Here is a 23260-nt window from a genome sequence, read left to right as displayed (position 1 = left end):
GCTGAAAATGGGTAAAATCAGCCTGCTTTTCAAGCTTTTAACAAACTACGTCACGGATTCAGGGTTACTTTAAAATACTTTATACTCTATGAAGGAGATTGAGCCATGCTATTTGACACACATGTCCATTTAAATGACGAACAATTTAATGAAGATCTTCAGGAAGTGATCGAGCGCGCCAAGGAGGCAGGTGTCTCCCATATGGTCGTTGTCGGTTTCAATAGACCGACGATAGAAAGAGCCATTGATCTGGTGGAGGAATATGATTTTCTTTATGCGAGCATCGGGTGGCATCCTGTGGACGCTATTGATATGACAGATGAAGACCTGGCCTGGATTGAAGAGATGGCGGCTCATCCAAAGGTTGTGGCCCTCGGTGAAATGGGGCTTGACTACCACTGGGATAAATCACCCCATGATGTTCAAAAAGAGGTATTCCGCAGGCAGATCGGCCTGGCTAAGAAATTGAAGCTTCCGATCATCATACATAACCGTGATGCGACTGAAGATGTTGTTCAAATTTTAAGGGAAGAAAACGCCGAAGAAGTCGGAGGCATTATGCATTGCTTCAGCGGCAGCGCGGAAACCGCCAAAGAGTGTGTTGAAATGAACTTTCACATTTCACTGGGCGGGCCTGTCACTTTTAAAAATGCCAAAAAGCCGAAAAAAGTGGCCATGGAGGTTCCGCTTGACCGGCTGCTGATAGAAACGGACTGCCCTTATCTCGCTCCACACCCCTTTAGGGGAAAAAGGAATGAACCGGCGTATGTCAAGCTGGTTGCTGAACAGGTTGCCGAGCTGAAGGACATCAGCTTTGAGGAAGTAGCGAAAGTGACGACAGAGAATGCAAAGAAACTGTTCGGCATTCGCTGACTAAAAACAATAAAATTTTACTTCTTCATCACGGTGAATGCCGATGAAGGAAGAAGGAGGAGTTTTTCTTTGAGTACAGAATTGAGAAGTCGAAGAAAATTAGGGTTGGTAGTGGCCAGTTTTCTCGTATTTACTGCTACCCTGATGATTTTAATAACGGAAGGAACGAAAAAGACGGTTGCTGTTACACTTGATGGTGAGCAGGTTGTAGTAAAAACCCATGCGGAAACGGTTGGCGAAATGCTTGAAGAAATGGATGTCAATGTAAAAGAGACAGATTACTTGTCACATGAGCCGAATTCGGTAGTCCAAAACAATCAATCTCTTATATGGGAGCCGGCAAAGCCGGTGACACTGACGGTTGGGGATGATTCAGAGAAAGTCATGACCACCGCCAGAACAGTACAGCAGCTTTTGAATGAGGAAGATATAAAGCTAGGCGAACATGATAAAATCAACATATCTCCTGCAAAAAATATCCTTCCCAATATGACAATTGAAATCGAAAAAGCGTTCCAGGTTGTTTTAAACAACGGAAAGGACGAAGAAAAGGTATGGACCACTTCGACTACGGTCGCTGATTTTTTACAACAGCAGGACGTGGAGCTGGGAGAATTGGATCGTGTGGAACCGGGATTGGATGAAATGGTATCCCCTGACCAATCCATTGATGTCATCAGAGTAGAAAAGGTCACCGATGTAGTGGAAGAGCCAATCGATTATGACGTTGTCACGAAAAAAGACGGGAACCTTGATAAAGGTACAGAAAAGGTTGTCCAAGAGGGCCAGGAAGGTTTAGTGAAAAAAGAGTTTGAAGTAACAAAAGAAAACGGAAAAGAAGTTAAACGTTCACTTGTCTCCGAAGAAAGAGTCAAAGAAAGCAAAGATAAAATCGTAGCTGTTGGAACGAAAGTCACTGCTGCTCCGGCTCCCGAAGGGAAAGCTTCTTCAGCAGGTTCCCAAGCTTCAACTGCCGCCGCACCTGCCAGCGAAGGAAAAGAAATCTATATGAATGCCACCGCCTATACAGCGGATTGCAGCGGCTGCTCCGGTGTCACTTCCACCGGCATCGATTTACGCGCTAATCCAGATGCAAAAGTAATTGCGGTGGACCCAAGCGTCATTCCGTTGGGATCAAAAGTATGGGTGGAAGGATACGGCTATGCTGTAGCAGGAGATACTGGCGGAGCGATCAAAGGGAACAGGATCGACGTTCACGTCCAATCAAAAGGGCAGGCAAGCAGCTTCGGCAGAAAACAGGTCAAAGTGCGTATCATCGACTAAGCAGAGGAAAATGCTCCTCTGCTTTTCCTTTTTTTATCCATAACAGGTTATAATAAGACATTAGTAAAACTGTTTTACCGGAGGAAACATGAAGATCAAGGAAATCATTGTAGTGGAAGGAAAAGACGATACAAGAGCCATCCAGCGTGCGCTGGATGCAGATACGATCGAAACGAACGGCTCGGCCGTTTCCGCAGAAACGTTGGAAAAAATCAGATTGGCCCATCAAAAAAGGGGGGTCATTATTCTGACTGACCCGGACTTTCCGGGGGAAAAGATCCGCAAGACAATCACCGAGCATGTACCTGGATGCAAGCATGCTTTTATCGATAAAAAAGATGCGCGGCCGAACAACGGGCGTGGCATTGGCGTGGAGCACGCTTCTCCCGAAGCGATCCGCCTGGCATTGCAGGATGCCCATCCCATGCTGGATACAGAAGCCGAAGTTATCACAAGGGAAGACTTGATTGATGCGGGGCTGATTGGAGGGCCGGAGGCCGCAGGCCGAAGGGAAAGGCTTGGGGAGCTGTTGAAGATCGGCTATACAAACGGAAAGCAGCTCCACAAACGGCTGATGATGTTCCAAATATCCCGCCAGGAGTTTGCGGAAGCCCTCGAAGCCGTACTACGGGAGGAAAAACAATAATGCAAAAAGACATCGCGACACCGGTCAGAACAAAAGAAATTATGGAGAAACACGGTTTTTCTTTTAAGAAAAGCCTTGGACAAAACTTTTTAATCGATCCGAATATTTTACGTAATATAACAGAGTATGCGGGGCTGACTAAGGAAACGGGTGTCATTGAAATCGGGCCGGGAATCGGGGCATTGACAGAGCACCTGGCCAGGACGGCCAAAAAGGTTGCTGCCTACGAAATAGATCAACGCCTTCTGCCGATTTTGGCAGACACCCTCTCACCTTATGACAATGTGAAGATTATTCATGAGGACATTTTGAAAGCGGACATCCAGCAGATGATTGAAGAAGAGTTTGCTGATGTAAAGGAGATCATGGTGGTGGCCAATCTCCCTTATTATGTAACGACGCCGATCATTTTAAAGCTTCTTGAGGAAAAACTGCCCATTCGCGGAATCGTCGTCATGCTGCAAAAGGAAGTGGGGGACCGGATTGCAGCGAAGCCGGGAACGAAGGAGTACGGGTCCCTTTCGATTGCCATCCAGTATTATACAACGGCCGAAACCGTCATGATCGTTCCCAAATCGGTCTTTATTCCACAGCCGAATGTAGACTCCGCGGTCATCCGGATGCTGTTGAGGGAACGTCCTGCTGTGTCTGTCAGAGATGAGGTGTTTTTCTTTCAAATTGCAAAAATGTCATTTGCCCAGCGGAGAAAGACGCTGATGAACAATTTAACGAGCGGGCTGCCTGATGGGAAGAAGAGAAAATCAGATATTGCCCATGCACTTGAATTGGCCGGCATAGAACCGTCAAGGCGGGGAGAAACTTTATCAATGAATGAATTTGCCGCGCTGAGCGATGCGCTTTTTCCTCTGTTTGGCGACTCGGAATGAAACAGACACCATGAGCGGGTAAACAGCATAGCCTATGACAGATAGATAAATAGCGCTGTTTATTGGAGTTGACGACCGTGATATCAATAAATACGATTGTCGGCCGCTTGTCTCACCAATGCGATCTTTTATTTCGAGTCATCGACATCCAGGAGATTGACGGTCAAACAACAGCAATCCTTTATGGGGAGGATTACCGCCTTATTGCTAATGCGCCTGTTGAAGACCTTGTCCCTTTTACAGAGGAAGAGCAGCTGACAAGGTCTTCCAAAGTACGATCCCTTGAAGAACAGTCCTGGGAACTGTTTCAACAGGACCTTGATCTTGTAAGATCCCAGCAGGAATACACAGCTACAGAAGGATATAAAAGGGAATACAATTACTTTCAGATGCCCGGCCGCGTCCTTCACCTTGATGGGGATCCGAATTATTTGAAGAGATGCATGGAGCTGTATTCGAAAATTGGAGTCGCAGTCAAGGGAGTGCACTGTAATGAAAAAGAAATGTATAAGCACATCCCTTCCTTGATCGACCAATATCGTCCGGATATTCTCGTCATTACAGGGCACGATGCCTATTCAAAAGCAAAAGGAAAAAAAATAGATTTAAATGCCTATCGCCATTCAAGATATTTTGTAGAAGCTGTAAGGGAAGCGAGGAAGAAAGTCCCGCATCTCGATCAGCTTGTCATTTTTGCCGGCGCCTGCCAATCCCATTTTGAGTCTCTTATATTTGCAGGGGCAAATTTTGCAAGCTCACCCCAGCGTGTCAATATCCATGCATTGGATCCGGTCTATATCGTCTCGAAAATCAGCTTCACGCCTTTTACGGAAAGGGTGAATGTATGGGATGTCCTGCGAAATACATTAACGGGACAAAAAGGGCTGGGGGGACTTGATACAAAGGGAGTACTAAGGAACGGGATGCCTTTTAGGCCTCCGGGAGAAGATGAGTAGCTTGTAACTTGAGCATTGGGACTTTGCCAATGCTCTTTTTTTTCGTTCATTTATTCTGGCTTACCCGGCGCTTCCATAGCCTCCCAGCCCCCTGCCCATAGGCTTTCCTAAAGTCAGTACATATTATCTTTTTTGTGAGATATACTACTATTGTTGAAAAATGGGTGATCTTGTAGAAAAAAAATGATTGACAAAGATGAGGATTCATTGATAAAATTGTAAATTTATTTGACATTTATCCAGCCGCGTGTTATAATGAAAACCAGTGAGGTGGAGCGAAAAAATGCCGAAAACTTTAGCGAGCATTAAAAAATCCCTTGATTCAAATTTGGGCAAGAGATTAATGTTAAAGGCCAACGGGGGACGAAGGAAAACAATCGAACGTTCCGGCGTATTGGCGGAAACATATCCATCAGTTTTTGTAGTTGAGTTGGATCAGGACGAAAATGCATTTGAACGGGTATCTTACAGTTATGCAGATGTTCTGACCGAAACGGTTGAACTTACTTTTTACGATGAAACATCAGGAAATATAGCAATAGGGCAGCAGTAAACCCCTGGGTTTACTGCTGTTTTTACTTTTACCGGATATTCGCTTTCCTTCTGCACAAAATACAAAAGCGGATGCAAAGGGGGAAATGGCTTTGGGAAGAAGAAGAGGAGTCATGTCGGATCAATTGAAAGTAGAGTTGGCAAAAGAGTTGGGCTTTTATGACGTCGTCCAGGAAGAAGGATGGGGCGGCATCAAGGCCAGGGATGCAGGAAATATGGTAAAACGTGCAATTGAAATAGCAGAACGTCAGCTCAGCCAATCAGACAATCGTGAAGAATGATTACTTTGGACCTGAAGACAATGAACAAAAACCATCCGCACAAGCCGGGGCGAAGAAAAGCCTCGGCTTTTCTTGTTGTATAGTCTGTACGTCGATGGGCAAGGCGCTTGAGCTTTTCTTAAAAGTAAAAGAAAGTATAACCTGATATGAAAACTTTTTTCAAAAGAAGCCTTTCTTTGTCCAGCTCCAGCGCCCAGCGACTAGCAAACTTCACACTCCTCCACTACGATAAGTCAACATCGGCTCCTTCGTCGCCGTGTTTCCTTTATCTCATTGCGGAGTGCTCCAGTTTGTACCTCGCTAAACGGGCGCTTGAGCTTTTCTTACTCCCACTCTTGGAGTTCATGAATTGTTCGTGGTAAAATGAACAATATGTATGGAATTGAGTCGAAAATAGGTGCCTGGGAACATCCTTTCCCTGTTTAAAAGGGAGGAAGCCGGAGGCCTTTGTTACTCAGTTAAATGAAGCAGGTGAGTGTGAATTGAAGCTTTTGGTGAAGGCACCGGCAAAAATCAATCTATCTTTGGACGTGCTGGGAAAGCGGGATGATGGTTATCATGAAGTGGAGATGGTCATGACAACAATCGACCTCGCTGACCGCCTGGAATTGGCCGAAATCAGGGAAGACCGTGTGGCCATCCTTTCCCGAAATCGTTTTGTGCCGGCCGACGAACGGAATCTGGCCTACCAGGCGGCCAAATTATTGAAAGAAAGATACAAAATTGACCAAGGTGTAGAAATTTCTATAAATAAAATTATACCGGTTGCAGCCGGATTGGCGGGAGGCAGCAGTGACGCTGCTGCAACCTTAAGAGGTTTGAACGAACTTTGGGGCCTTGGTTTGACTTTGGATGAGCTTGCCGAACTCGGCGCGGAAATTGGATCGGACGTTTCTTTTTGTGTATACGGAGGAACGGCTTTGGCTAAAGGAAGAGGAGAAAAAGTGACGAAGCTCCCGGCACCCCCGGCCTGCTGGGTGGTCTTGGCCAAGCCTGCCATCGGGGTATCCACCTCCGAAATATACCGTAACCTGGATGTCGGCAGTATACGACACCCGGATACGAAGGGCATGATACAGGCACTTGAAAACAATGATTATGAAGGTGTATGTGAAAACATGGCCAATGCCTTGGAGAGTGTCACCCTTCATATGTATCCGGAAGTCTTGCAAATTAAAAAGCAGATGGAAAGATTCGGAGCTGATTCCGTGCTGATGAGCGGCAGCGGCCCCACCGTATTCGGCCTTGTGCGCCACGATTCCAGATTGCAAAGAATATATAACGGACTTCGCGGATTTTGTGACCAGGTGTTTGCAGTGAGAATGCTGGGGGTGTAAGAAAAGCGCAGGGCGACGTTTAGCGACGTACAGACTGGACGAAACTTTAAAATTTTTTCAGCACATACTTGCCTAAATACGTACAATTGTGTATATTTTCTTTAATAATATTCGCGTTACGTTGCACGGGAGGTTACATAATGAAGTTTCGCCGTAGTGAGCGGCTCGTTGATATGACACATTATTTAATGAATCACCCTCGGGAGCTTGTTTCCTTGACGTGGTTCGCCCAAAGGTACCAGTCTGCCAAATCTTCCATCAGTGAGGACCTAGTGATTATCAATGATATATTTAAGCACCAGGGCATCGGCATGCTGCAGACGGTTCCGGGCGCAGCAGGCGGTGTCAAATACTTTCCGATGGTCCAAAAGGAACAGGCTTCTGAATTTGTGGACAACCTATGCCGTTCCATTGCCGACCCTGATCGTTTATTGCCCGGCGGGTACCTGTACATGGGAGATCTTTTGGGCGACCCGAAAATTTTAAATGAAGTCGGCAGGCATCTGGCTGCAGCGGTGGCCGGCAAAAAAGTGGATGTCATCATGACGGTCGCGACGAAAGGGATCCCGATTGCCCAGGCAGTCTCCTCTTTTTTAAACGTTCCATTTGTGATTGTCAGAAGAGATACAAAAGTGACGGAGGGACCGACGGTGACGATCAACTATGTTTCCGGTTCTTCAAAACGGATCCAGACGATGGTCCTGTCCAAAAGAAGCCTGAAAGAAGGGGCGAATGTCCTGATTGTCGATGATTTCATGAAGGCCGGCGGAACAATTAACGGCATGGTCAATCTATTGGAGGAATTCCAAGCTTCCGTAGCCGGTATTGCTGTATTGGTGGAATCTGAATATGAGGAAGAAAGATTGGTCGAGGATTATATTTCCTTGGTCAAATTAACGGACGTAAACACAAAAGAAAAACAGATCAATGTCGTCCAGGGCAACTACTTTTCTAAAATGACAAATTTTCTATAGAAGGGACCGTTACATATGCGCAAAGTAGAAACGAACAAGGCACCGGCTGCCATCGGGCCGTATTCACAGGGAATCATCGTCAACAATATGTTTTACAGCTCCGGCCAAATTCCATTGACACCAGAGGGTGAACTTGCCGGAAGCAGTGTCGAGGAACAGGCACACCAAGTCTTCCGCAACATCCAAGGGGTATTGGAAGAAGCTGGCGCATCATTGGAGACCGTTGTCAAAACTACTCTATTTATTAAAAATATGGATGATTTCGGTACAATCAACGAGATTTATGCCCAATATTTTTCGGAACATAAGCCGGCACGCTCCTGCGTAGAGGTAGCAAGACTGCCAAAAGATGTTCTCTTAGAGATGGAAGTCATCGCTTTAGTAAAATAATAATGAATCGCCGTAAGAAGGCGGCGATTCTATTTTGATTTTCCAAGCAAGCGCTTTGACAGATTTTTTTTAAAAAGTCTTATGCCGCAAATGACAGCGCTTGCGTTTTTCTAGTAATAGGAAAGATTCTAAAAAATTTCTCTAATTAAGAAGGAGAATACCAAAGTTTGTTGAATACATAGATATAGTATTTATTTAGAGCGAGAAGGTGGTGAACACAATGGAAGTAACTGATGTCAGACTGCGCCGTGTTAATACGGAAGGCAGAATGCGAGCGATTGCCTCAATTACCCTCGATGATGAATTTGTTGTTCACGATATTCGTGTAATTGACGGAAATAATGGGCTCTTCGTGGCTATGCCAAGCAAGCGGACTCCCGATGGAGAATTCAGGGATATCGCCCATCCGATCAATTCGAACACCAGAAACAAAATTCAGGACGTCGTTTTGGCAGAATACCACCGTTTGGGTGAAATAGAAGAACCTGAATTAGAAGAAGCCGGCGCTTCCTAATCATATAAAAAAGCATCAAGAGCCTACCTTTGGAGTATGGCTCTTTTTATTGTGGCCACCTTACAGCGATTAATCTATTCCTCCCTAAATTTTACAAGGTTATTTCCCTTCTCGTTTTCTTGAAAAAAACCGAATTTTAAGCTATATTCATAATGGAAAAAAATTATTGGGGGACCTTTTATGAATAGATTCGCTGTAATATTGGCAGCGGGGCAGGGCACCAGAATGAAGTCCAAGTTATATAAAGTGCTTCATCCGGTTTGCGGTAAACCGATGGTAGAACACGTAGTGGATCATATTTCACAGCTCGAAGTGAACAATATAGTTACGGTTGTGGGATACGGTGCAGAGATGGTTAAAGAGCAGCTGCATGGAAAAAGTGAATTTGTGATTCAGGAAGAGCAGCTGGGAACAGCCCATGCTGTAATGCAGGCGAAGGAAGCGTTAGGCGGCCAAAAAGGAACGACGTTGGTCATCTGCGGAGACACCCCGCTGATTTCAGTAGAAACGATGTCAGCTTTGATGAAACAGCATGAAGAAACTGGAGCAAAAGCGAGTGTTTTGACAGCTCTTGCCAAAGACCCAACCGGTTATGGAAGAATCATCCGGAATGCGAAAGGCGAAGTCGAAAGAATTGTCGAGCATAAGGATGCGAACGAGGAAGAATTGACAGTCAAAGAAATCAATACAGGTACATACTGCTTTGATAATGAAGCCCTGTTTGAGGCCCTTGACAATGTCTCCAATGAAAATGCACAGGGGGAATATTATCTTCCTGATGTGATAGAAATATTAAAGGCGAGAAGAGAGCTTGTGACGGCTTATATGACGGAAGACTTTGAGGAGACTCTCGGAGTCAACGACCGTATCGCGCTTGCTGAAGCTGAAAGAATCATGAGAACCCGCATTAACAGGGAACATATGAAAAATGGCGTAACCATTACCGATCCGGCCAATACGTACATTGATTCAGATGTGATCATTGGAAGTGACACCGTTATTTTGCCTGGAACCGTCATTCAGGGAAAGTCAAAAATAGGTGAAGGCTGCAAAATCGGTCCCAATACTGAAGTGAACAATTGTGAAATTTCTCACAATACTATCGTGCAACAGTCCGTTCTTTCCGACAGCTCCATCGGAAGCAATGTCAAGATTGGCCCATTTGCCCACATCCGTCCTGATTCAGACATACAGGATGAGGTTAAAATAGGAAACTTTGTTGAAATTAAAAAGACCTATTTTGGAAAAGGCAGCAAGGCTTCACATTTAAGTTATATCGGAGATGCAGAAGTAGGCAGAAACGTTAACATCGGCTGCGGCTCGATTACGGTCAATTATGATGGTAAAAATAAATTTTTAACGAAAATAAATGATGATGTATTCGTTGGCTGCAACACAAATCTGGTGGCGCCGGTTACTGTCAAGGAAGGTGCCTATATTGCTGCCGGCTCTACGATTACAGATGATGTTCCGGAATCAGCGCTGGCAATCGCGCGTGCACGCCAAGTAAACAAAGAAAACTATGTAGAAAAGCTAAAATCTAAAAAATAAATGGAGGCTCCTCATGTCGAACCAATATCTTGACCCTACATTAAAAGTTTTTTCTTTAAATTCCAATCGCACCCTATCGGGGGAAATTGCAAAGGAAATCGGGTTAGAGCTCGGAAAATGTACGGTCAGCCAATTCAGCGATGGAGAAATTCAAATTAATATCGAAGAAAGCATCCGCGGCTGTGATGTGTATGTCATCCAATCAACAAGCAAACCGGTAAACAAAAACTTGATGGAGCTTCTCATCATGATTGACGCTTTAAAACGGGCGTCCGCCAAAACGATCAATATTGTCATGCCTTATTATGGCTATGCGCGCCAGGATCGGAAAGCCCGTGCAAGGGAACCGATCACGGCAAAACTTGTTGCCAACTTAATTGAAACAGCCGGCGCAACGCGTGTCATCACACTTGATTTGCATGCTCCGCAAATTCAGGGTTTCTTTGACGTGCCGATTGACCACTTAATGGGTGTTCCAATTTTAGCTGATTATTTCAAAGAAAAAGAAATGGTAGATGGCGATCTTGTGATCGTATCCCCTGACCACGGCGGAGTTACCCGTGCAAGAAGGCTGGCGGACCGTTTGAAAGCCCCGATTGCAATCATCGACAAGCGCCGCCCGCGTCCGAATGTAGCGGAAGTAATGAATATCGTGGGAAATGTAGAAGGGAAAACGGCCATTTTAATAGACGATATCATCGATACTGCCGGTACGATCACTTTGGCAGTCAATGCGCTGAAAGAGGCCGGGGCAAAGGATGTCTATGCCTGCTGTACACATCCAGTCCTTTCCGGACCTGCTATTGATCGCATCCAAAACTCCGAATTGAAAGAACTGATTGTGACAAATTCTATTCCGTTGCCGGAAGAGAAGAAAATCAGCAAGATCAAGGAGCTTTCGGTTGCGTCGCTTATTGGAGAAGCCATTATCAGGATTCATGAAAACAAATCTGTAAGCACTTTGTTTGATTAAAGCGGAAGTCACTCAGCTTTAGATGGCCGGCGCGCCCCGGGCTGATTGGCTTGTGAACTTGAGAACCAGTGCGTAAAATTTAAATAAATTAGAAAATTGATTTTCTTCCCGCCTAGAGGTTTAACTGAATGTATGTTAAGGTATATATATGGATAGTGTACTTTTGACAACATTAGGTTAGGAGAAGGTGCTAAATGGTAAATGTATTAAAGGCAACAGAAAGGACAAGCGATCGACGTTCCCAATTGCGGGAACTGAGGGAGCAGGGAGGTATTCCGGCTATCATTTATGGTTATAAGACGGATAACACTCCCATTTCCATCGACAGCGGCGAATTTATTAAAACGATGCGCGAGGTTGGCCGAAACGGTGTCATCAATCTCGATGTCGATGGGAAAAAGCTAAATGTCGTCTTGCATGAATACCAGGAAGACCCGATCAAAAAAGAAGTGATCCATGCCGACTTTTTAGCCGTCGATATGTCTCAGGAGATCGAAGCGAATGTCCGTGTCGAACTATCCGGAGATGCAGAGGGTGTAAGAGACGGAGGGGTACTTCAACAAATCCTCCACGAAGTTGTTGTTACAGCAAAGCCCGATGAAATTCCGGAAGCCATCAGTGTTGATATTTCCGGGCTTGGAATCGGGGAGACGATTTCCATCGGTGAAATCCGCGGAAACTATTCTATCACGATTAACCATGAGGATGATGAAACAATTGCAACAATTCTGGCTCCAAGAGTAGAGGCGGAAGAAGGTACAGAGCCATCAGAAGCCGAGTCAGAAGAAACAGGTGCGGAAGAGGAATAAATCAACGAATACCAGGCGCAGCCAAAGCGGTTGCGCTTTTTCCCCGCTTGAATAAGAAAAGCGGAGGCCGCCTGTTTATCGGCGACAAGCGCTGGAGCTGGACAGCCATTTTTTGAGAAATAAACCATCTGCTGAAAATGTTTGGGGTGTGTTGGATGAAGTTGATAGTTGGACTGGGCAATCCCGGTTCCCGTTATGAAAGAACAAGGCATAACATCGGGTTCGAAGTGATCGATGAGCTGGCTTCCCGTAATGGAGTAAAGTTAAATGAATCCAAGTTTAACGGGCTGTTTGCCAATATTCACAAAAACGGCGAAAAAGCCATATTATTAAAGCCATTGACATATATGAATTTATCAGGGGAAAGTATCCGGCCGTTGGCGGACTATTACAAAATCCCCGCAGAAAATGTACTTGTCATCTATGATGACCTTGATTTGCCGGTCGGTAAAATCAGGCTGAGGCAAAAAGGGAGTGCAGGCGGCCATAACGGCATGAAATCGACCATCCAGCATTTGGGCACATCTGAAATTAACCGGATCAGGATCGGGATTAACCGGCCGCCGGAGGGAATAGCCGTTCCAGATTATGTATTGGCAAGGTTCACCGGCGATGAATGGGACAAAATGCAATCAGTCATTCAAACATGTGCGGATGCATGCGAGGAATGGCTCGAAAAACCTTTTCTTGAAGTCATGAACCGATTTAACTCCAATGGATGAATAACTCCGGGCACAGGCGTTCATACTAAAAAGTAAAAATTGCCTGGCCGAGGAGTGAATGGAATGACTGTCCATTATTTTTGCCGCCATTGTTCGGCAAAATTAGGCACTATAGAAAATCATATAATACAATCCCAACAATTGGGTTTACACAAACTAACGGAAGAAGAGAGACAGGAAATGGTGACATATCAAACGGATGGAGATCTTCATATTCAAGCGATTTGCGAAGACTGCCACGAAGCTTTCTCACGCAACCCCGACTTGCACCAATATGACTATCTGATCCATTAACAGCTTTGGCTTCGACCAAAGCATTTTTCCGTTTGGTCTGAGTCCCATTTTCTGGAAAGAGGAGAAAGTCATGCATGGTTTACGAGATCTGATTTTACAGCAAAGTGAACTGCAGTCAGTGATTGCCGGTGTAAATGAAGGAATCCGGGAACAGCTTGTGGCTGGCCTTTCGGGGTCCGTACGGGCCTTGTTCGTAGCTGCAGCGGCAAAGGAAACGCGTAAATCGCTGATCGTTGTCACACATAATTTGCTTCAAGCACAAAAACTTTATGAAGACCTTTTACAATTGGTGGATGAAGATCAATTGTTTTTATACCCTGCGAATGAATTGATTGCATCCGAGCTTGGTGTAGCAAGCCCGGAGCTCAGGTCACAGCGGATTGAGGCGCTGAATTACATGGTGTCCGGCCGCCGGGGTATTTTTGTCATACCGATGGCCGGGCTTAGAAAAACATTGCCGCCTTCAGACGTATGGAAAAAACTGCAGCTTCATATTGAAACCGGTTCAGAGCTGGACCTTGATAAGCAGCTGCCCCTGCTGGTTCAAATGGGGTATGCCCGGGTGGATATGGTCAGTGCTCCGGGGGAATTCAGTATCCGGGGAGGAATTTTGGATATTTACCCGCTGACTGAAGCTGATCCCATCAGAATTGAACTTTTTGATGTGGAAGTCGATTCCATCCGGACATTTTCAATTGAAGATCAGCGTTCAAAGGAAAAACTGGCGCATGTGCTTATTGGGCCTGCAACAGAATCCCCCGTTGATGCAGGTGGACTTTCCCATGCAGCGGATAAGCTCGAAAAAAGCCTTGGCAGCTCGTTAAAAAAGATAAAAAAAGACTTAACAAAAGAGCAGTTGATGCAAAATATCGGCGCCGACATCGAGCAGATGCGAAACGGCCAAAAGCCCGAACAATTTTTCAAATATATGAAATTGGCCTACGATCCGGCTGAAAGTTTGCTAGACTATGTTTCTCGCGACTCCCTTTTAATATTGGATGAATTGAGCCGGATCCAGGAAATGAATGAACGTCTCGAAAAGGAAGAGGCGGAGTGGTTCACGTCTGTCCTTGAACATGGAGAGGTTACCCATGACCTGGAAATTGCCCACTCCTTGAACGGGCTGTTGGTGGATACTTCATTGCCAAGGATTTATTTATCGTTGTTTTTGCGGCATATTCCAAATACAAGCCCCCAAAACATCGCAAATGTTCCATGCAAGTTGATGCAAAATTTTCACGGGCAGATGCATTTGCTTGCATCAGAGGTGGAACGATGGAGAAAAAATGGCATGTCGGTCATTTTTCTTGCCCCGGATGAAGAGCGCAGCCAAAAAATGCAGTCTGTTTTGCGCGACTATGGGGTGGAAGCCGCCATTGCAGATGACCCGGGGAAGTTTGCCGGTACTCAAATTGTCAATGGCGCCTTGAACACGGGCTTTGAACTTCCGTCATTGAAATTGGCAGTGGTGACTGAGGAAGAGGTTTTCAATAAGAAAACAAGAAAAATGAAACGCCGGCAAAAGCTTTCCAATGCTGAGCGGATCAAAAGCTATTCCGAATTGAACCCCGGTGATTACGTAGTCCATGTCAATCATGGAATCGGCAAGTATTTAGGTATTGAAACTTTGGAAATCAAGGGAGTCCATAAGGATTATCTGCATATTTCCTACCAGGGGAACGATACTTTGTACGTACCGGTTGACCAGATTGATCTTGTCCAGAAATACGTCGGTTCTGAAGGAAAGGAACCGAAAATGTATAAGCTGGGCGGAAATGACTGGAAGCGGGTTAAGAAAAGAGTGGAATCGTCGGTCAAAGATATTGCCGACGAACTGATAAAGCTGTACGCCGAACGTGAAGCGACAAAAGGGTATGCTTTTTCCCCGGACAGCGATATGCAGCGGGAGTTTGAATTATCTTTCCCTTATCAGGAAACAGAAGACCAGCTTAGGTCGATTGCGGAAATCAAACGCGATATGGAGAGGGAACGCCCGATGGATCGGCTGCTTTGCGGAGATGTCGGCTACGGAAAAACGGAAGTCGCCATCCGTGCGGCTTTCAAAGCGATCATGGATGGAAAACAGGTGGCCATTCTGGTCCCGACCACCATTCTTGCCCAGCAGCATTTTGAAACAATAAAAGAAAGATTTAACGGCTATCCCATCAATATCAGTCTGCTCAGCCGATTCAGGACAAAGAAAGAACAGACAGAAACTGCCAAAGGTTTGAAAAATGGGACAGTAGACCTTGTGATCGGTACCCATCGCCTTTTGTCAAAAGATATTAAATTTGCAGATCTCGGTCTGCTTATCGTTGATGAAGAACAGCGCTTTGGCGTCTCCCATAAGGAAAAAATCAAGCAGCTGAAAACGAATGTGGACGTGCTGACTTTGACGGCAACCCCTATACCGCGGACGCTTCATATGTCCATGCTTGGAGTACGGGATCTGTCCGTCATTGAAACCCCTCCGGAAAACCGCTTTCCTGTCCAGACATATGTGATGGAATATAACGGGACATTTGTAAAAGAAGCGATTGAACGAGAGTTGGCCCGCGATGGACAGGTGTACTTCCTATATAACCGCGTAGAAGACATTGAAAGGAAAGCGGAGGAGATTTCCATGCTTGTCCCTGATGCACGTGTTGCCTATGCTCATGGACAAATGGGAGAATCGGAGCTCGAAGCCGTCATTTTGAGCTTTTTGGATGGTGAATTTGATGTGCTGGTAACGACAACGATCATTGAAACAGGCGTTGATATACCAAGTGTCAACACATTGATCGTTTATGATGCAGACCGCATGGGGCTTTCCCAGCTGTATCAGCTCAGGGGACGGGTCGGCCGTTCCAACCGCGTGGCCTATGCCTATTTTACGTACCGGAAAGATAAGGTTTTGACTGAAATTGCGGAAAAAAGGCTTCAGGCGATCAAAGAATTTACCGAGCTCGGCTCAGGTTTTAAAATTGCGATGCGGGATTTATCCATCCGGGGCGCCGGTAATCTGCTTGGAGCCCAGCAGCACGGATTCATTGATTCTGTAGGATTTGATTTGTATTCTCAAATGTTGAAAGAGGCAATCGAAGAGCGCAGGGGAGGCGCTCCTTCCGATATGGCTCCGTCCTTTGAGGTGGAATTGGATTTGGATGCCTATATACCGGATGCCTATATTTCCGACAGTCAGCAGAAAATTGAAATGTATAAGCGATTCCGCAATATAGATTCATTGGAAGAAGCGGAGGAGCTCAAGGAAGAAATGATCGACCGCTTCGGCGATTACCCGGAGCAGGTGGGCTACTTGTTCACAGTTGCGGAAATGAAAATATACGCCCGGTCCATCAAGCTCGAATTGATCAAACAGTCCAAAGGAGAAATTGCCATATACTTTTCGGAGGAAGGCACGAATGAGATTGATGGAAGGAAAGTATTCCAGGTGACAAACCGCCATGGAAGGATTGTGGGTCTTGGCATGGAAGGCAGCCAATTGAAAATAACCCTGCAAATCAGCAGGCTTTCGACGGATGAATGGCTGTCCATTGTAACAGATATCATTAAAGAATTAAATACGGCCAAGAAAGAGCAAGCGCCCGTTTAAGGGCAGCGGGCAATTGATTGGGTGCAAGTTGCCGCCCGCCTGAAAAAGCCGATTCCAAAGCCGGACACTCATTTCATCAGAAAAAACTAAAAAAGAAATTTGATCCAAAAATGAACAGTTTATGTATAGAACCTATTTTTTTGAAAGATACTATTTCCAACAACCTCAGGCAATGTATTGAATAAAAGGTTTTTGCAGGAAAATGAAAAAGAGGACTGCCCTATGAAGGGCAGCCTCAAGTTCAAATGGATTTTCCGGAAATCATCTGATGAAAGAGAGGCAACTTTGTGATGAAGGCAACAGGAATAGTTCGTCGTATTGATGATCTGGGAAGAGTAGTGATACCGAAAGAAATTCGAAGGACGCTCAGGATCCGGGAAGGAGACCCGCTCGAAATTTTTGTAGACCGGGAAGGCGAAGTCATACTTAAAAAATACTCCCCGATTAATGAATTGGGTGATTTTGCAAAAGAATATGGCGAAGCACTATTTGACAGTCTCGGCAGCTCCGTCCTGATTTGTGACAGAGATGCAGTTATAGCCGTAGCCGGCAGCTCGAAGAAGGATTATATGAATAAAAATAACAGCGAAATGATTGAGCAGGCTATGTCCAACCGGCTGTCCAAGCTGGAAACGACCGCCGGCACACTGGAACTTGTGGAGGGTGTTGAGGAAGAGATTGCCTCTTATGCGCTTGCCCCTATCATTGCAAACGGTGACCCGATCGGCGCGGTTGTTATTTTTTCCAAAGATAAGACCATCGGGGAAGTTGAGCAAAAATCGGCAGAAACCGCAGCAAGCTTTTTGGCAAGACAAATGGAATCCTGAATTAATATCTTTATAGCAAGGAACGGGCTTGGCTTATGCCGGGCCCGATTTCATTTTGTATAGAAAATGCAATTGATTTGGCTCCTGATTCTTGACTTTCTTCTTATGTGATATAATGGCTACCGGATGAAATTATTGAAGAAAGGCGAGGGAGAGCTTGCCGGATGATTCAAGGCAATTGATGAAAGGCGCTGTCATTTTGACATTGGCCGCCTTCATCATTAAGATTCTAAGCGCGGTATATCGTGTTCCTTTTCAAAATATCGTAGGCGATACAGGTTTTTACATATATCAGCAGGTATATCCGTTGTATGGCATCGCTTCTGTCCTGGCGGTTTCCGGTTTTCCGGTTGTCATTTCGAGGCTTGTAGCAAAAAATGCCGCCGAAAAAGGAGAAAACCAAGAGGATTTGCAGCGGGTTTTGCAAACAATATTTGTTGTACTGCTTATTGTCGGGATAAGCCTGTTCCTGTTTGTGTTTTTCGGTGCCAATTCCATTGCCGGCTGGATGGGTGACCCTTTGCTGGCACCTGTTGTCCAGGTGGTCGCCTTTCCGTTTTTGCTTCTTCCGTTCCTTTCTCTTTGGAGGGGTGTCTTCCAGGGTTACGGGAATATGGCCCCGACAGCGGCCAGCCAGGTAACGGAGCAGTTCGTCAGGGTGGCTGCCATTTTGGCCATCTCCTATTTTCTTGTCCATGAAGGTTTTTCTCTTTATGATACGGGACGGGGAGCCTGGACAGGAGCAGTCATTGGCGGTTTGGCGGGCCTTATCATACTGGGTGTTTATACACGTAAAACAGGATTGCATCTATTTGCATTTCAACGGATCTCCATCCGTGAATTGCTGTCTGTAGGGAAAATAGTGGTTATCCATGGGACAGCCATTTGTTTCAGCGGACTTCTATTAATTTTGTTCCAATTGGTCGATTCGGTGAACTTGTACTCACTTCTTGTTCAAGCAGGCTGGCAAATGGAAGAAGCGAAGTCACTGAAGGGAATTTTCGACCGGGGACAGCCGCTGATCCAGCTTGGGACAGTGGCGGCGACATCGATATCCCTGGCGCTTGTTCCGGCAGTGACGGCAGCCTGGACGAAAGGGAGCGCAGACATGCTCCAGAAGAAAGTGAACACTTCATTGAAGGTAAGCCTGGCTGTCGGATTGGGGGCAGCAGCAGGGCTTATGAACATCATCAGGCCGACCAACATCATGTTGTTTAAAAATGCAGATGGTTCCGGTGTTCTGGCTGTTCTGGCGGCGGCTATTTTTTTTGCATCGGTCGTTATCACTTTTTCGGGAATCTTACAGGGGATCGGCCAGATGATGGCTCCGGCTAAATATATATTACTGGGTACCGTTTGCAAGTATATAGGAAATCTTATCCTCGTTCCTGTTTTTGGATTGGCGGGTGCCGCCTGGGCGACAGTCACCGGCTTAGCAGCAGTCTGTCTGATGATTACATGGAAATTAAAAAGCTTTTTTTCCATTCGGCCCGTACTTCGGGCTTCACTTGTCCGCCTTTCTTTGGCGGCTGTTGTCATGACCATTGCTTTGCAGGGGTGGCTGTATATTTTTGACCATATCGGCATGCAGGGACGTCTTTTCAATACTGCTGCAGCGTTGACAGGAGTTGTCATTGGAGGCCTCGCCTATCTTGCAGTCATCATGCGAATGAACTTGTTTACGGAAGAAGAAATCAGCCACGTTCCATATTATTCGAAGCTAAAAAGGTTCAAAACCGTAAGAAAAGAAAGGAGGCAAAAGTGATGAACAACATTCGGGTTGCGGGACTTGGTGCGGGTGATCTTAACCAGCTTCCCTTTGGCATCTATAAACTTTTAAAAGAGACCGATGATTTATTTTTGCGGACTAAAGAGCATCCGGTCATCAAACAACTGGAAAAGGAAGGAATTTCCTGCCAATCCTTTGATGATATATATGAAAAGCATGATCAATTCGAGGCTGTATATGAAGAAATTACGGAGTTGCTGCTTGAGGAGGCATCGAAAAGAGATATTGTCTATGCGGTGCCGGGGCATCCGCTGATCGCTGAAAAAACGGTCCAGCTCTTGTTGGACAGAAGTGATGCACGCGGAATTAACGTAACGGTAGAAGGGGGGCAAAGCTTTTTAGATGCTTTGTTCACTGCCGTCCGGGTGGATCCGATTGACGGTTTTCAGCTGCTTGACGGGACAATGATGAAGCGGGAGGATATACAAATCTCACAACACGTCATCATTGCCCAGGTATATAGCCAAATGGTCGCGTCCGACGTCAAGCTCACCTTGATGGAAAAATACCCGGACGATTATGAAATCACCGTTGTGACAGCGGCAGGAAGCTCTGATGAGAAGACCAGGACGATTCCATTGTTCGAATTGGACAGGCAGCCTTTTTTGGATAATTTAACAAGTGTGTATGTTCCTCCGGTTACATCAAGGGAGCTTTCTTTAAAAGAATTTTCAACATTGAGGGGGATAATTGCCGATTTGCGCGGCCCGGAAGGCTGTCCTTGGGACAAAAAGCAGACGCATTTTTCTTTGAAAAAATATTTGATTGAAGAATCGTATGAGCTGCTTGATGCCATTGACCGCGATGACATTGACGACATGATCGAAGAGCTCGGGGATGTGCTGCTGCAGATAATGCTTCATGCGCAGATCGGCGAGGATGACGGGATGTTTTCCATTGAAGATGTTCTTCAAGGCATTTCGGAAAAAATGATCCGCAGACATCCTCATGTGTTTGGAGAAACAAAAGCGGAAAATGCGGATGAAGTCGTTGCCAACTGGGAACAGATCAAAGCGGAGGAGAAGGGGAAACCAATAAACAGCGGCTCTCTCCTTGACCAGATCGAAAAGGGCCTCCCGGCTTTGCTGCGCGCCTATGAAGTCCAAAAGGCTGCGGCAAAGGTGGGTTTTGACTGGGGCAATGCGGCAGAAGCCATGGAAAAAGTAAAGGAAGAAACAAAGGAATTTGAGGAAGAGCTGGCGAAAGTAGAAAAGAAGAGCCAATTGGAGGAAATGGGGGACCTGCTTTTTGCGGTTGTCAATGTGGCCCGTCTCGCTAAAATCCATCCTGAAGAGGCATTGCAGGCGGCCAATGAAAAGTTTTACAGACGGTTCGCTTTCATAGAGGAAAAAGTAAAGGAAAGCGGGCTGCCATTTGCCGATTTTTCGCTGGAGGAATTGGACAAGTATTGGAATGAAGCAAAAAAACAAGGGAAATAGAGGGTGAAAAATGGCAACGATGCGGCTGGATAAATTTTTAAAAGTGTCACGGCTGATCAAAAGACGCCCCCTTGCCAAAGAAGTTGCGGACAAGGGGAGGATCTCAATCAACGGCCAGCAGGCGAAGGCAAGCTCCAATGTGAAGGTCGGTGACGAGCTGTCCATTCGTTTCGGGCAGAAGATTGTCACGGTCAAGGTGGAAGAATTGCAAGATTCCACGAAAAAGGAAGATGCGGCCAACATGTACCGTCTGTTGAAGGAAGAGCGTGTAGAGGAAGAATAACGAAGTGGATCGGGTGCGGATAATAAAGCACCCGATTTTTTTCCGACATTTTCATATTTCAAGGGCTTGTTCTATTCCCTCCCACAAGCACATAAATATGTAACAAAATCCGTGCGAAAAAGAGGGATGAAGATGAGCCAATACTATGATCCGAATCAAGCCGGAAAAGGGACTGTACCTGATCATGACCTTGTGATGCGGGGACGCAGATTAATTGATATTACAGGTGTGAAGCAGGTGGAAAGCTTTGATAATGAAGAATTTTTGCTTGAAACTGTCATGGGCTTTCTGGCAATCCGGGGCCACAGCCTGCAAATGAAAAACCTTGATGTCGATAAGGGAATCGTCTCAATTAAAGGGAAAGTCTATGACATTGTCTACCTCGATGATCATGACGGAGGGAAAGCTAAAGGGTTCTTTGGCAAGTTGTTCAAATGAGTCTTCCTGTCCAATTTTATACCCTGCTTGCCATGATTGGAATGGGAAGCCTCTTTGGTGCAACGCTTGATACGTATCAGCGGTTTTTAAAACGGGGCAAAAGGAAAAAGTGGATCGTCTTTTTAAATGATCTCCTGTTTTGGTTCATACAAGGGATCATCATCTTTTACGTTCTTTTTCTGGTAAATTACGGGGAGCTGAGATTTTATCTTTTTCTGGCACTGCTTTGCGGCTTTTCAGCCTACCAGGCCCTTTTTAAAAAAATCTACCTTAAGCTTCTGGAATCGCTGATCCAATTGGTTAAGGCCGTCGCCAGATTGATTTACAGGACCTTTTACTTATTGGTGTACAAGCCCGCCAGAGGACTGTGCATTCTGCTGGCTGCCATTATTCTTTATGTATATGGGCTGTTATTGTCTCTTGTAAAAATAGTCTGGATAATGGTAAAATGGGTGCTAAAGACCGTTTTTAAGCCATTTGTATGGATATTGAAAAAAGTGATCCCCGAATCAGTGGAAAAATTTGTCGTTCAATTGCGAAAAACAATAGCAGGATATTTAAAAGGCAGCAAGAATACAATCATTAAAGTTATGAATTTCTTTCGAAAAAAGAGATAGGAGGTTTATGGATGGGCGTTAAGCCAAAAAACACTGTTACTTCACTGGAAAATAATTATATGCTTGAACAAGAAGTTTCTGCACGTTCGGCAGCTAGAAGAAGGAAATTGCTGGTCCGCCGCCTATCCGTTTTCCTTGTATTCACAATTGTCGTTTGCACCTTGTTGATCTCAACCCTTGTCTCAAGGGAGTCTGCCTTGAAAGCGAAGGAAGAAGAAAAAGCCCGGGCAGAAGAAAAATTGGCCAAGCTTGAGAAAAGACAATTGATGCTTGAAAACGAGATTGTCAAACTGAATGATGATGAATATATTGCCAAGCTTGCCAGAAGTGAATATTTCCTCTCTGATAAAGGTGAAATCATTTTTAACATTCCAAAGGACAAAGACAAAGATAAAGAAAAGGATTAAAAGGGCTCATATTGACACTTTTTTTTTAATTTCGCTATAATATAAAGTAAGGTTTATTTTGTAAACACTTTAAGGAGGATAAATTTTTTTATGTCGATTGAAGTAGGCAGCAAGGTACAAGGTAAAGTAACAGGCATCACTCATTTTGGGGCATTTGTTGAGTTGCCCGGGGGCTCGACAGGTCTTGTTCACATTAGTGAAGTGGCCGACAATTATGTTAAGGATATCAATGAACATTTAAAAGTTGGCGAAGAAGTGCTTGTAAAGGTCTTAAATGTTGAGAAGGACGGAAAAATTGGGCTGTCAATCCGAAAAGCCAAAGATCAGCCGCCTTCCCGTTCAAGACAAGGAAGAGCGAACGATTTTCGCTCAAAGGAAAGTTTTGAGCAAAAGATGAATCGCTTCTTGAAAGAAAGTGAAGACCGGTTGTCATCTTTAAAGCGCAACACCGAGTCTAAAAGAGGTGGACGCGGCTCCAGACGAGGATAACTTGCTGTCTCTTTAACATATAGGCCGGACGAATCCTTTCGGATCTAAAGAAAAGGACAATACTGGACTTATTCCATTTAAAGAATGAAAAGCGAAAGAACCATGAAAAAGTTCTGTTCGCTTTTTTGCTTTTTCTGAATCCCTCCAACAATCTTCATGTAAAGTATCTTCTATTTGGGGCCTTTCGACGCTCCTTTCTCCCGCTCGACTTTCCTAGGCTGATTGCTCATCTTATTGCCCAATTTAGTCGAACGAATCTTGGGTACACATCCTTTAAAGTGACAAAGTTTTAGGATTTGTCCCCTTATAATGGGTAACAATTATTTATTTGCG

At 45.2% G+C, this 23260-nt stretch carries 25 protein-coding genes; all 25 read left to right on the top strand.

Annotation, left to right across the window (positions count from 1 at the left end; genetic code table 11):
* Nucleotides 1-105 precede the first annotated feature (105 nt).
* The 25 genes from FS666_RS11290 (at nucleotide 106) to FS666_RS11170 (ending at nucleotide 22927) form a co-directional block, all read left to right on the top strand.
* Nucleotides 106-873 (top strand): TatD family hydrolase, encoded by a 768-nt coding sequence (locus FS666_RS11290; RefSeq protein ID WP_144463712.1) that lies wholly within the window; start codon nucleotides 106-108, stop codon nucleotides 871-873.
* Between the two features lie 69 nt (nucleotides 874-942).
* Nucleotides 943-2157, top strand: coding sequence for a G5 and 3D domain-containing protein (locus FS666_RS11285; RefSeq protein WP_144463713.1), 1215 nt, complete (start codon nucleotides 943-945; stop codon nucleotides 2155-2157).
* 88 nt (nucleotides 2158-2245) lie between these two features.
* The gene (gene rnmV / locus FS666_RS11280) at nucleotides 2246-2803 is read left to right on the top strand and encodes a ribonuclease M5 (protein WP_120074460.1); all 558 of its coding nucleotides are present in this window, start codon (nucleotides 2246-2248) and stop codon (nucleotides 2801-2803) included.
* Nucleotides 2803-3690: a 16S rRNA (adenine(1518)-N(6)/adenine(1519)-N(6))-dimethyltransferase RsmA gene (gene rsmA, locus FS666_RS11275; RefSeq protein WP_120074463.1), complete on the top strand. Its 888-nt coding sequence runs from the start codon at nucleotides 2803-2805 to the stop codon at nucleotides 3688-3690. Before rnmV ends, rsmA begins: the two co-directional genes overlap by 1 nt.
* 80 nt (nucleotides 3691-3770) lie before the next feature.
* Nucleotides 3771-4646: a sporulation peptidase YabG gene (yabG, locus tag FS666_RS11270; RefSeq protein WP_120074494.1), complete on the top strand. Its 876-nt coding sequence runs from the start codon at nucleotides 3771-3773 to the stop codon at nucleotides 4644-4646.
* A gap of 283 nt (nucleotides 4647-4929) precedes the next feature.
* A complete protein-coding gene (gene veg, locus FS666_RS11265) occupies nucleotides 4930-5199 on the top strand; it encodes a biofilm formation stimulator Veg (RefSeq protein WP_018708554.1) in 270 nt (89 codons plus the stop codon).
* A 91-nt stretch (nucleotides 5200-5290) separates the two neighbouring features.
* Complete coding sequence (locus FS666_RS11260) at nucleotides 5291-5479, top strand: small, acid-soluble spore protein, alpha/beta type (protein ID WP_120074465.1); 189 nt, start codon at nucleotides 5291-5293, stop codon at nucleotides 5477-5479.
* Nucleotides 5480-5961: 482 nt separating this feature from the next.
* Nucleotides 5962-6816 carry a 4-(cytidine 5'-diphospho)-2-C-methyl-D-erythritol kinase gene (gene ispE, locus FS666_RS11255; protein ID WP_120074468.1) on the top strand — a complete coding sequence of 285 codons (855 nt, stop codon included), beginning with the start codon at nucleotides 5962-5964 and terminating at the stop codon, nucleotides 6814-6816.
* Nucleotides 6817-6956: 140 nt separating this feature from the next.
* A complete protein-coding gene (gene purR / locus FS666_RS11250; RefSeq protein WP_120074470.1) occupies nucleotides 6957-7790 on the top strand; it encodes a pur operon repressor in 834 nt (277 codons plus the stop codon).
* Nucleotides 7791-7805: 15 nt separating this feature from the next.
* Entirely contained in the window at nucleotides 7806-8180 is a 375-nt protein-coding gene (locus FS666_RS11245; RefSeq protein ID WP_120074472.1) for a RidA family protein, read from the top strand.
* A 220-nt stretch (nucleotides 8181-8400) separates the two neighbouring features.
* Nucleotides 8401-8694, top strand: coding sequence for a septation regulator SpoVG (gene spoVG / locus FS666_RS11240; protein ID WP_018708548.1), 294 nt, complete (start codon nucleotides 8401-8403; stop codon nucleotides 8692-8694).
* A 180-nt stretch (nucleotides 8695-8874) separates the two neighbouring features.
* Entirely contained in the window at nucleotides 8875-10245 is a 1371-nt protein-coding gene (glmU, locus tag FS666_RS11235; RefSeq protein ID WP_120074474.1) for a bifunctional UDP-N-acetylglucosamine diphosphorylase/glucosamine-1-phosphate N-acetyltransferase GlmU, read from the top strand.
* Between the two features lie 13 nt (nucleotides 10246-10258).
* Nucleotides 10259-11218 carry a ribose-phosphate diphosphokinase gene (locus tag FS666_RS11230; RefSeq protein ID WP_120074476.1) on the top strand — a complete coding sequence of 320 codons (960 nt, stop codon included), beginning with the start codon at nucleotides 10259-10261 and terminating at the stop codon, nucleotides 11216-11218.
* 194 nt (nucleotides 11219-11412) lie between these two features.
* Complete coding sequence (locus FS666_RS11225) at nucleotides 11413-12027, top strand: 50S ribosomal protein L25/general stress protein Ctc (RefSeq protein WP_144462619.1); 615 nt, start codon at nucleotides 11413-11415, stop codon at nucleotides 12025-12027.
* Nucleotides 12028-12182: 155 nt separating this feature from the next.
* Nucleotides 12183-12749 carry an aminoacyl-tRNA hydrolase gene (pth, locus tag FS666_RS11220; protein WP_144462621.1) on the top strand — a complete coding sequence of 189 codons (567 nt, stop codon included), beginning with the start codon at nucleotides 12183-12185 and terminating at the stop codon, nucleotides 12747-12749.
* Between the two features lie 63 nt (nucleotides 12750-12812).
* A complete protein-coding gene (fin, locus tag FS666_RS11215; protein ID WP_120074484.1) occupies nucleotides 12813-13043 on the top strand; it encodes an anti-sigma-F factor Fin in 231 nt (76 codons plus the stop codon).
* A gap of 70 nt (nucleotides 13044-13113) precedes the next feature.
* Nucleotides 13114-16638: a transcription-repair coupling factor gene (gene mfd / locus FS666_RS11210; RefSeq protein ID WP_144462623.1), complete on the top strand. Its 3525-nt coding sequence runs from the start codon at nucleotides 13114-13116 to the stop codon at nucleotides 16636-16638.
* 290 nt (nucleotides 16639-16928) lie between these two features.
* The gene (gene spoVT / locus FS666_RS11205) at nucleotides 16929-17465 is read left to right on the top strand and encodes a stage V sporulation protein T (protein WP_120074488.1); all 537 of its coding nucleotides are present in this window, start codon (nucleotides 16929-16931) and stop codon (nucleotides 17463-17465) included.
* 157 nt (nucleotides 17466-17622) lie between these two features.
* Entirely contained in the window at nucleotides 17623-19230 is a 1608-nt protein-coding gene (locus FS666_RS11200; RefSeq protein ID WP_144462625.1) for a putative polysaccharide biosynthesis protein, read from the top strand.
* A complete protein-coding gene (gene yabN / locus FS666_RS11195) occupies nucleotides 19227-20693 on the top strand; it encodes a bifunctional methyltransferase/pyrophosphohydrolase YabN (RefSeq protein WP_186306540.1) in 1467 nt (488 codons plus the stop codon). Before FS666_RS11200 ends, yabN begins: the two co-directional genes overlap by 4 nt.
* A gap of 19 nt (nucleotides 20694-20712) precedes the next feature.
* Complete coding sequence (locus tag FS666_RS11190; RefSeq protein WP_120074496.1) at nucleotides 20713-20976, top strand: RNA-binding S4 domain-containing protein; 264 nt, start codon at nucleotides 20713-20715, stop codon at nucleotides 20974-20976.
* 132 nt (nucleotides 20977-21108) lie between these two features.
* Nucleotides 21109-21414, top strand: coding sequence for a sporulation protein YabP (gene yabP, locus FS666_RS11185; RefSeq protein WP_120075636.1), 306 nt, complete (start codon nucleotides 21109-21111; stop codon nucleotides 21412-21414).
* Complete coding sequence (gene yabQ / locus FS666_RS11180; RefSeq protein WP_120075638.1) at nucleotides 21411-22031, top strand: spore cortex biosynthesis protein YabQ; 621 nt, start codon at nucleotides 21411-21413, stop codon at nucleotides 22029-22031. Before yabP ends, yabQ begins: the two co-directional genes overlap by 4 nt.
* A gap of 11 nt (nucleotides 22032-22042) precedes the next feature.
* Complete coding sequence (locus FS666_RS11175; protein WP_120075640.1) at nucleotides 22043-22438, top strand: FtsB family cell division protein; 396 nt, start codon at nucleotides 22043-22045, stop codon at nucleotides 22436-22438.
* Nucleotides 22439-22528: 90 nt separating this feature from the next.
* Nucleotides 22529-22927, top strand: coding sequence for a S1 domain-containing RNA-binding protein (locus FS666_RS11170; protein ID WP_120075642.1), 399 nt, complete (start codon nucleotides 22529-22531; stop codon nucleotides 22925-22927).
* Nucleotides 22928-23260: the final 333 nt, after the last annotated feature.

Origin of the sequence: Siminovitchia fortis (assembly GCF_007681465.1) — a bacterium.
Taxonomy (GTDB): Bacteria; Bacillota; Bacilli; order Bacillales; family Bacillaceae_C; genus Siminovitchia; species Siminovitchia fortis.
The sequence above is the reverse complement of the archived record's forward strand: the minus strand, read 5'-3'. Positions and strand labels throughout refer to the sequence as shown.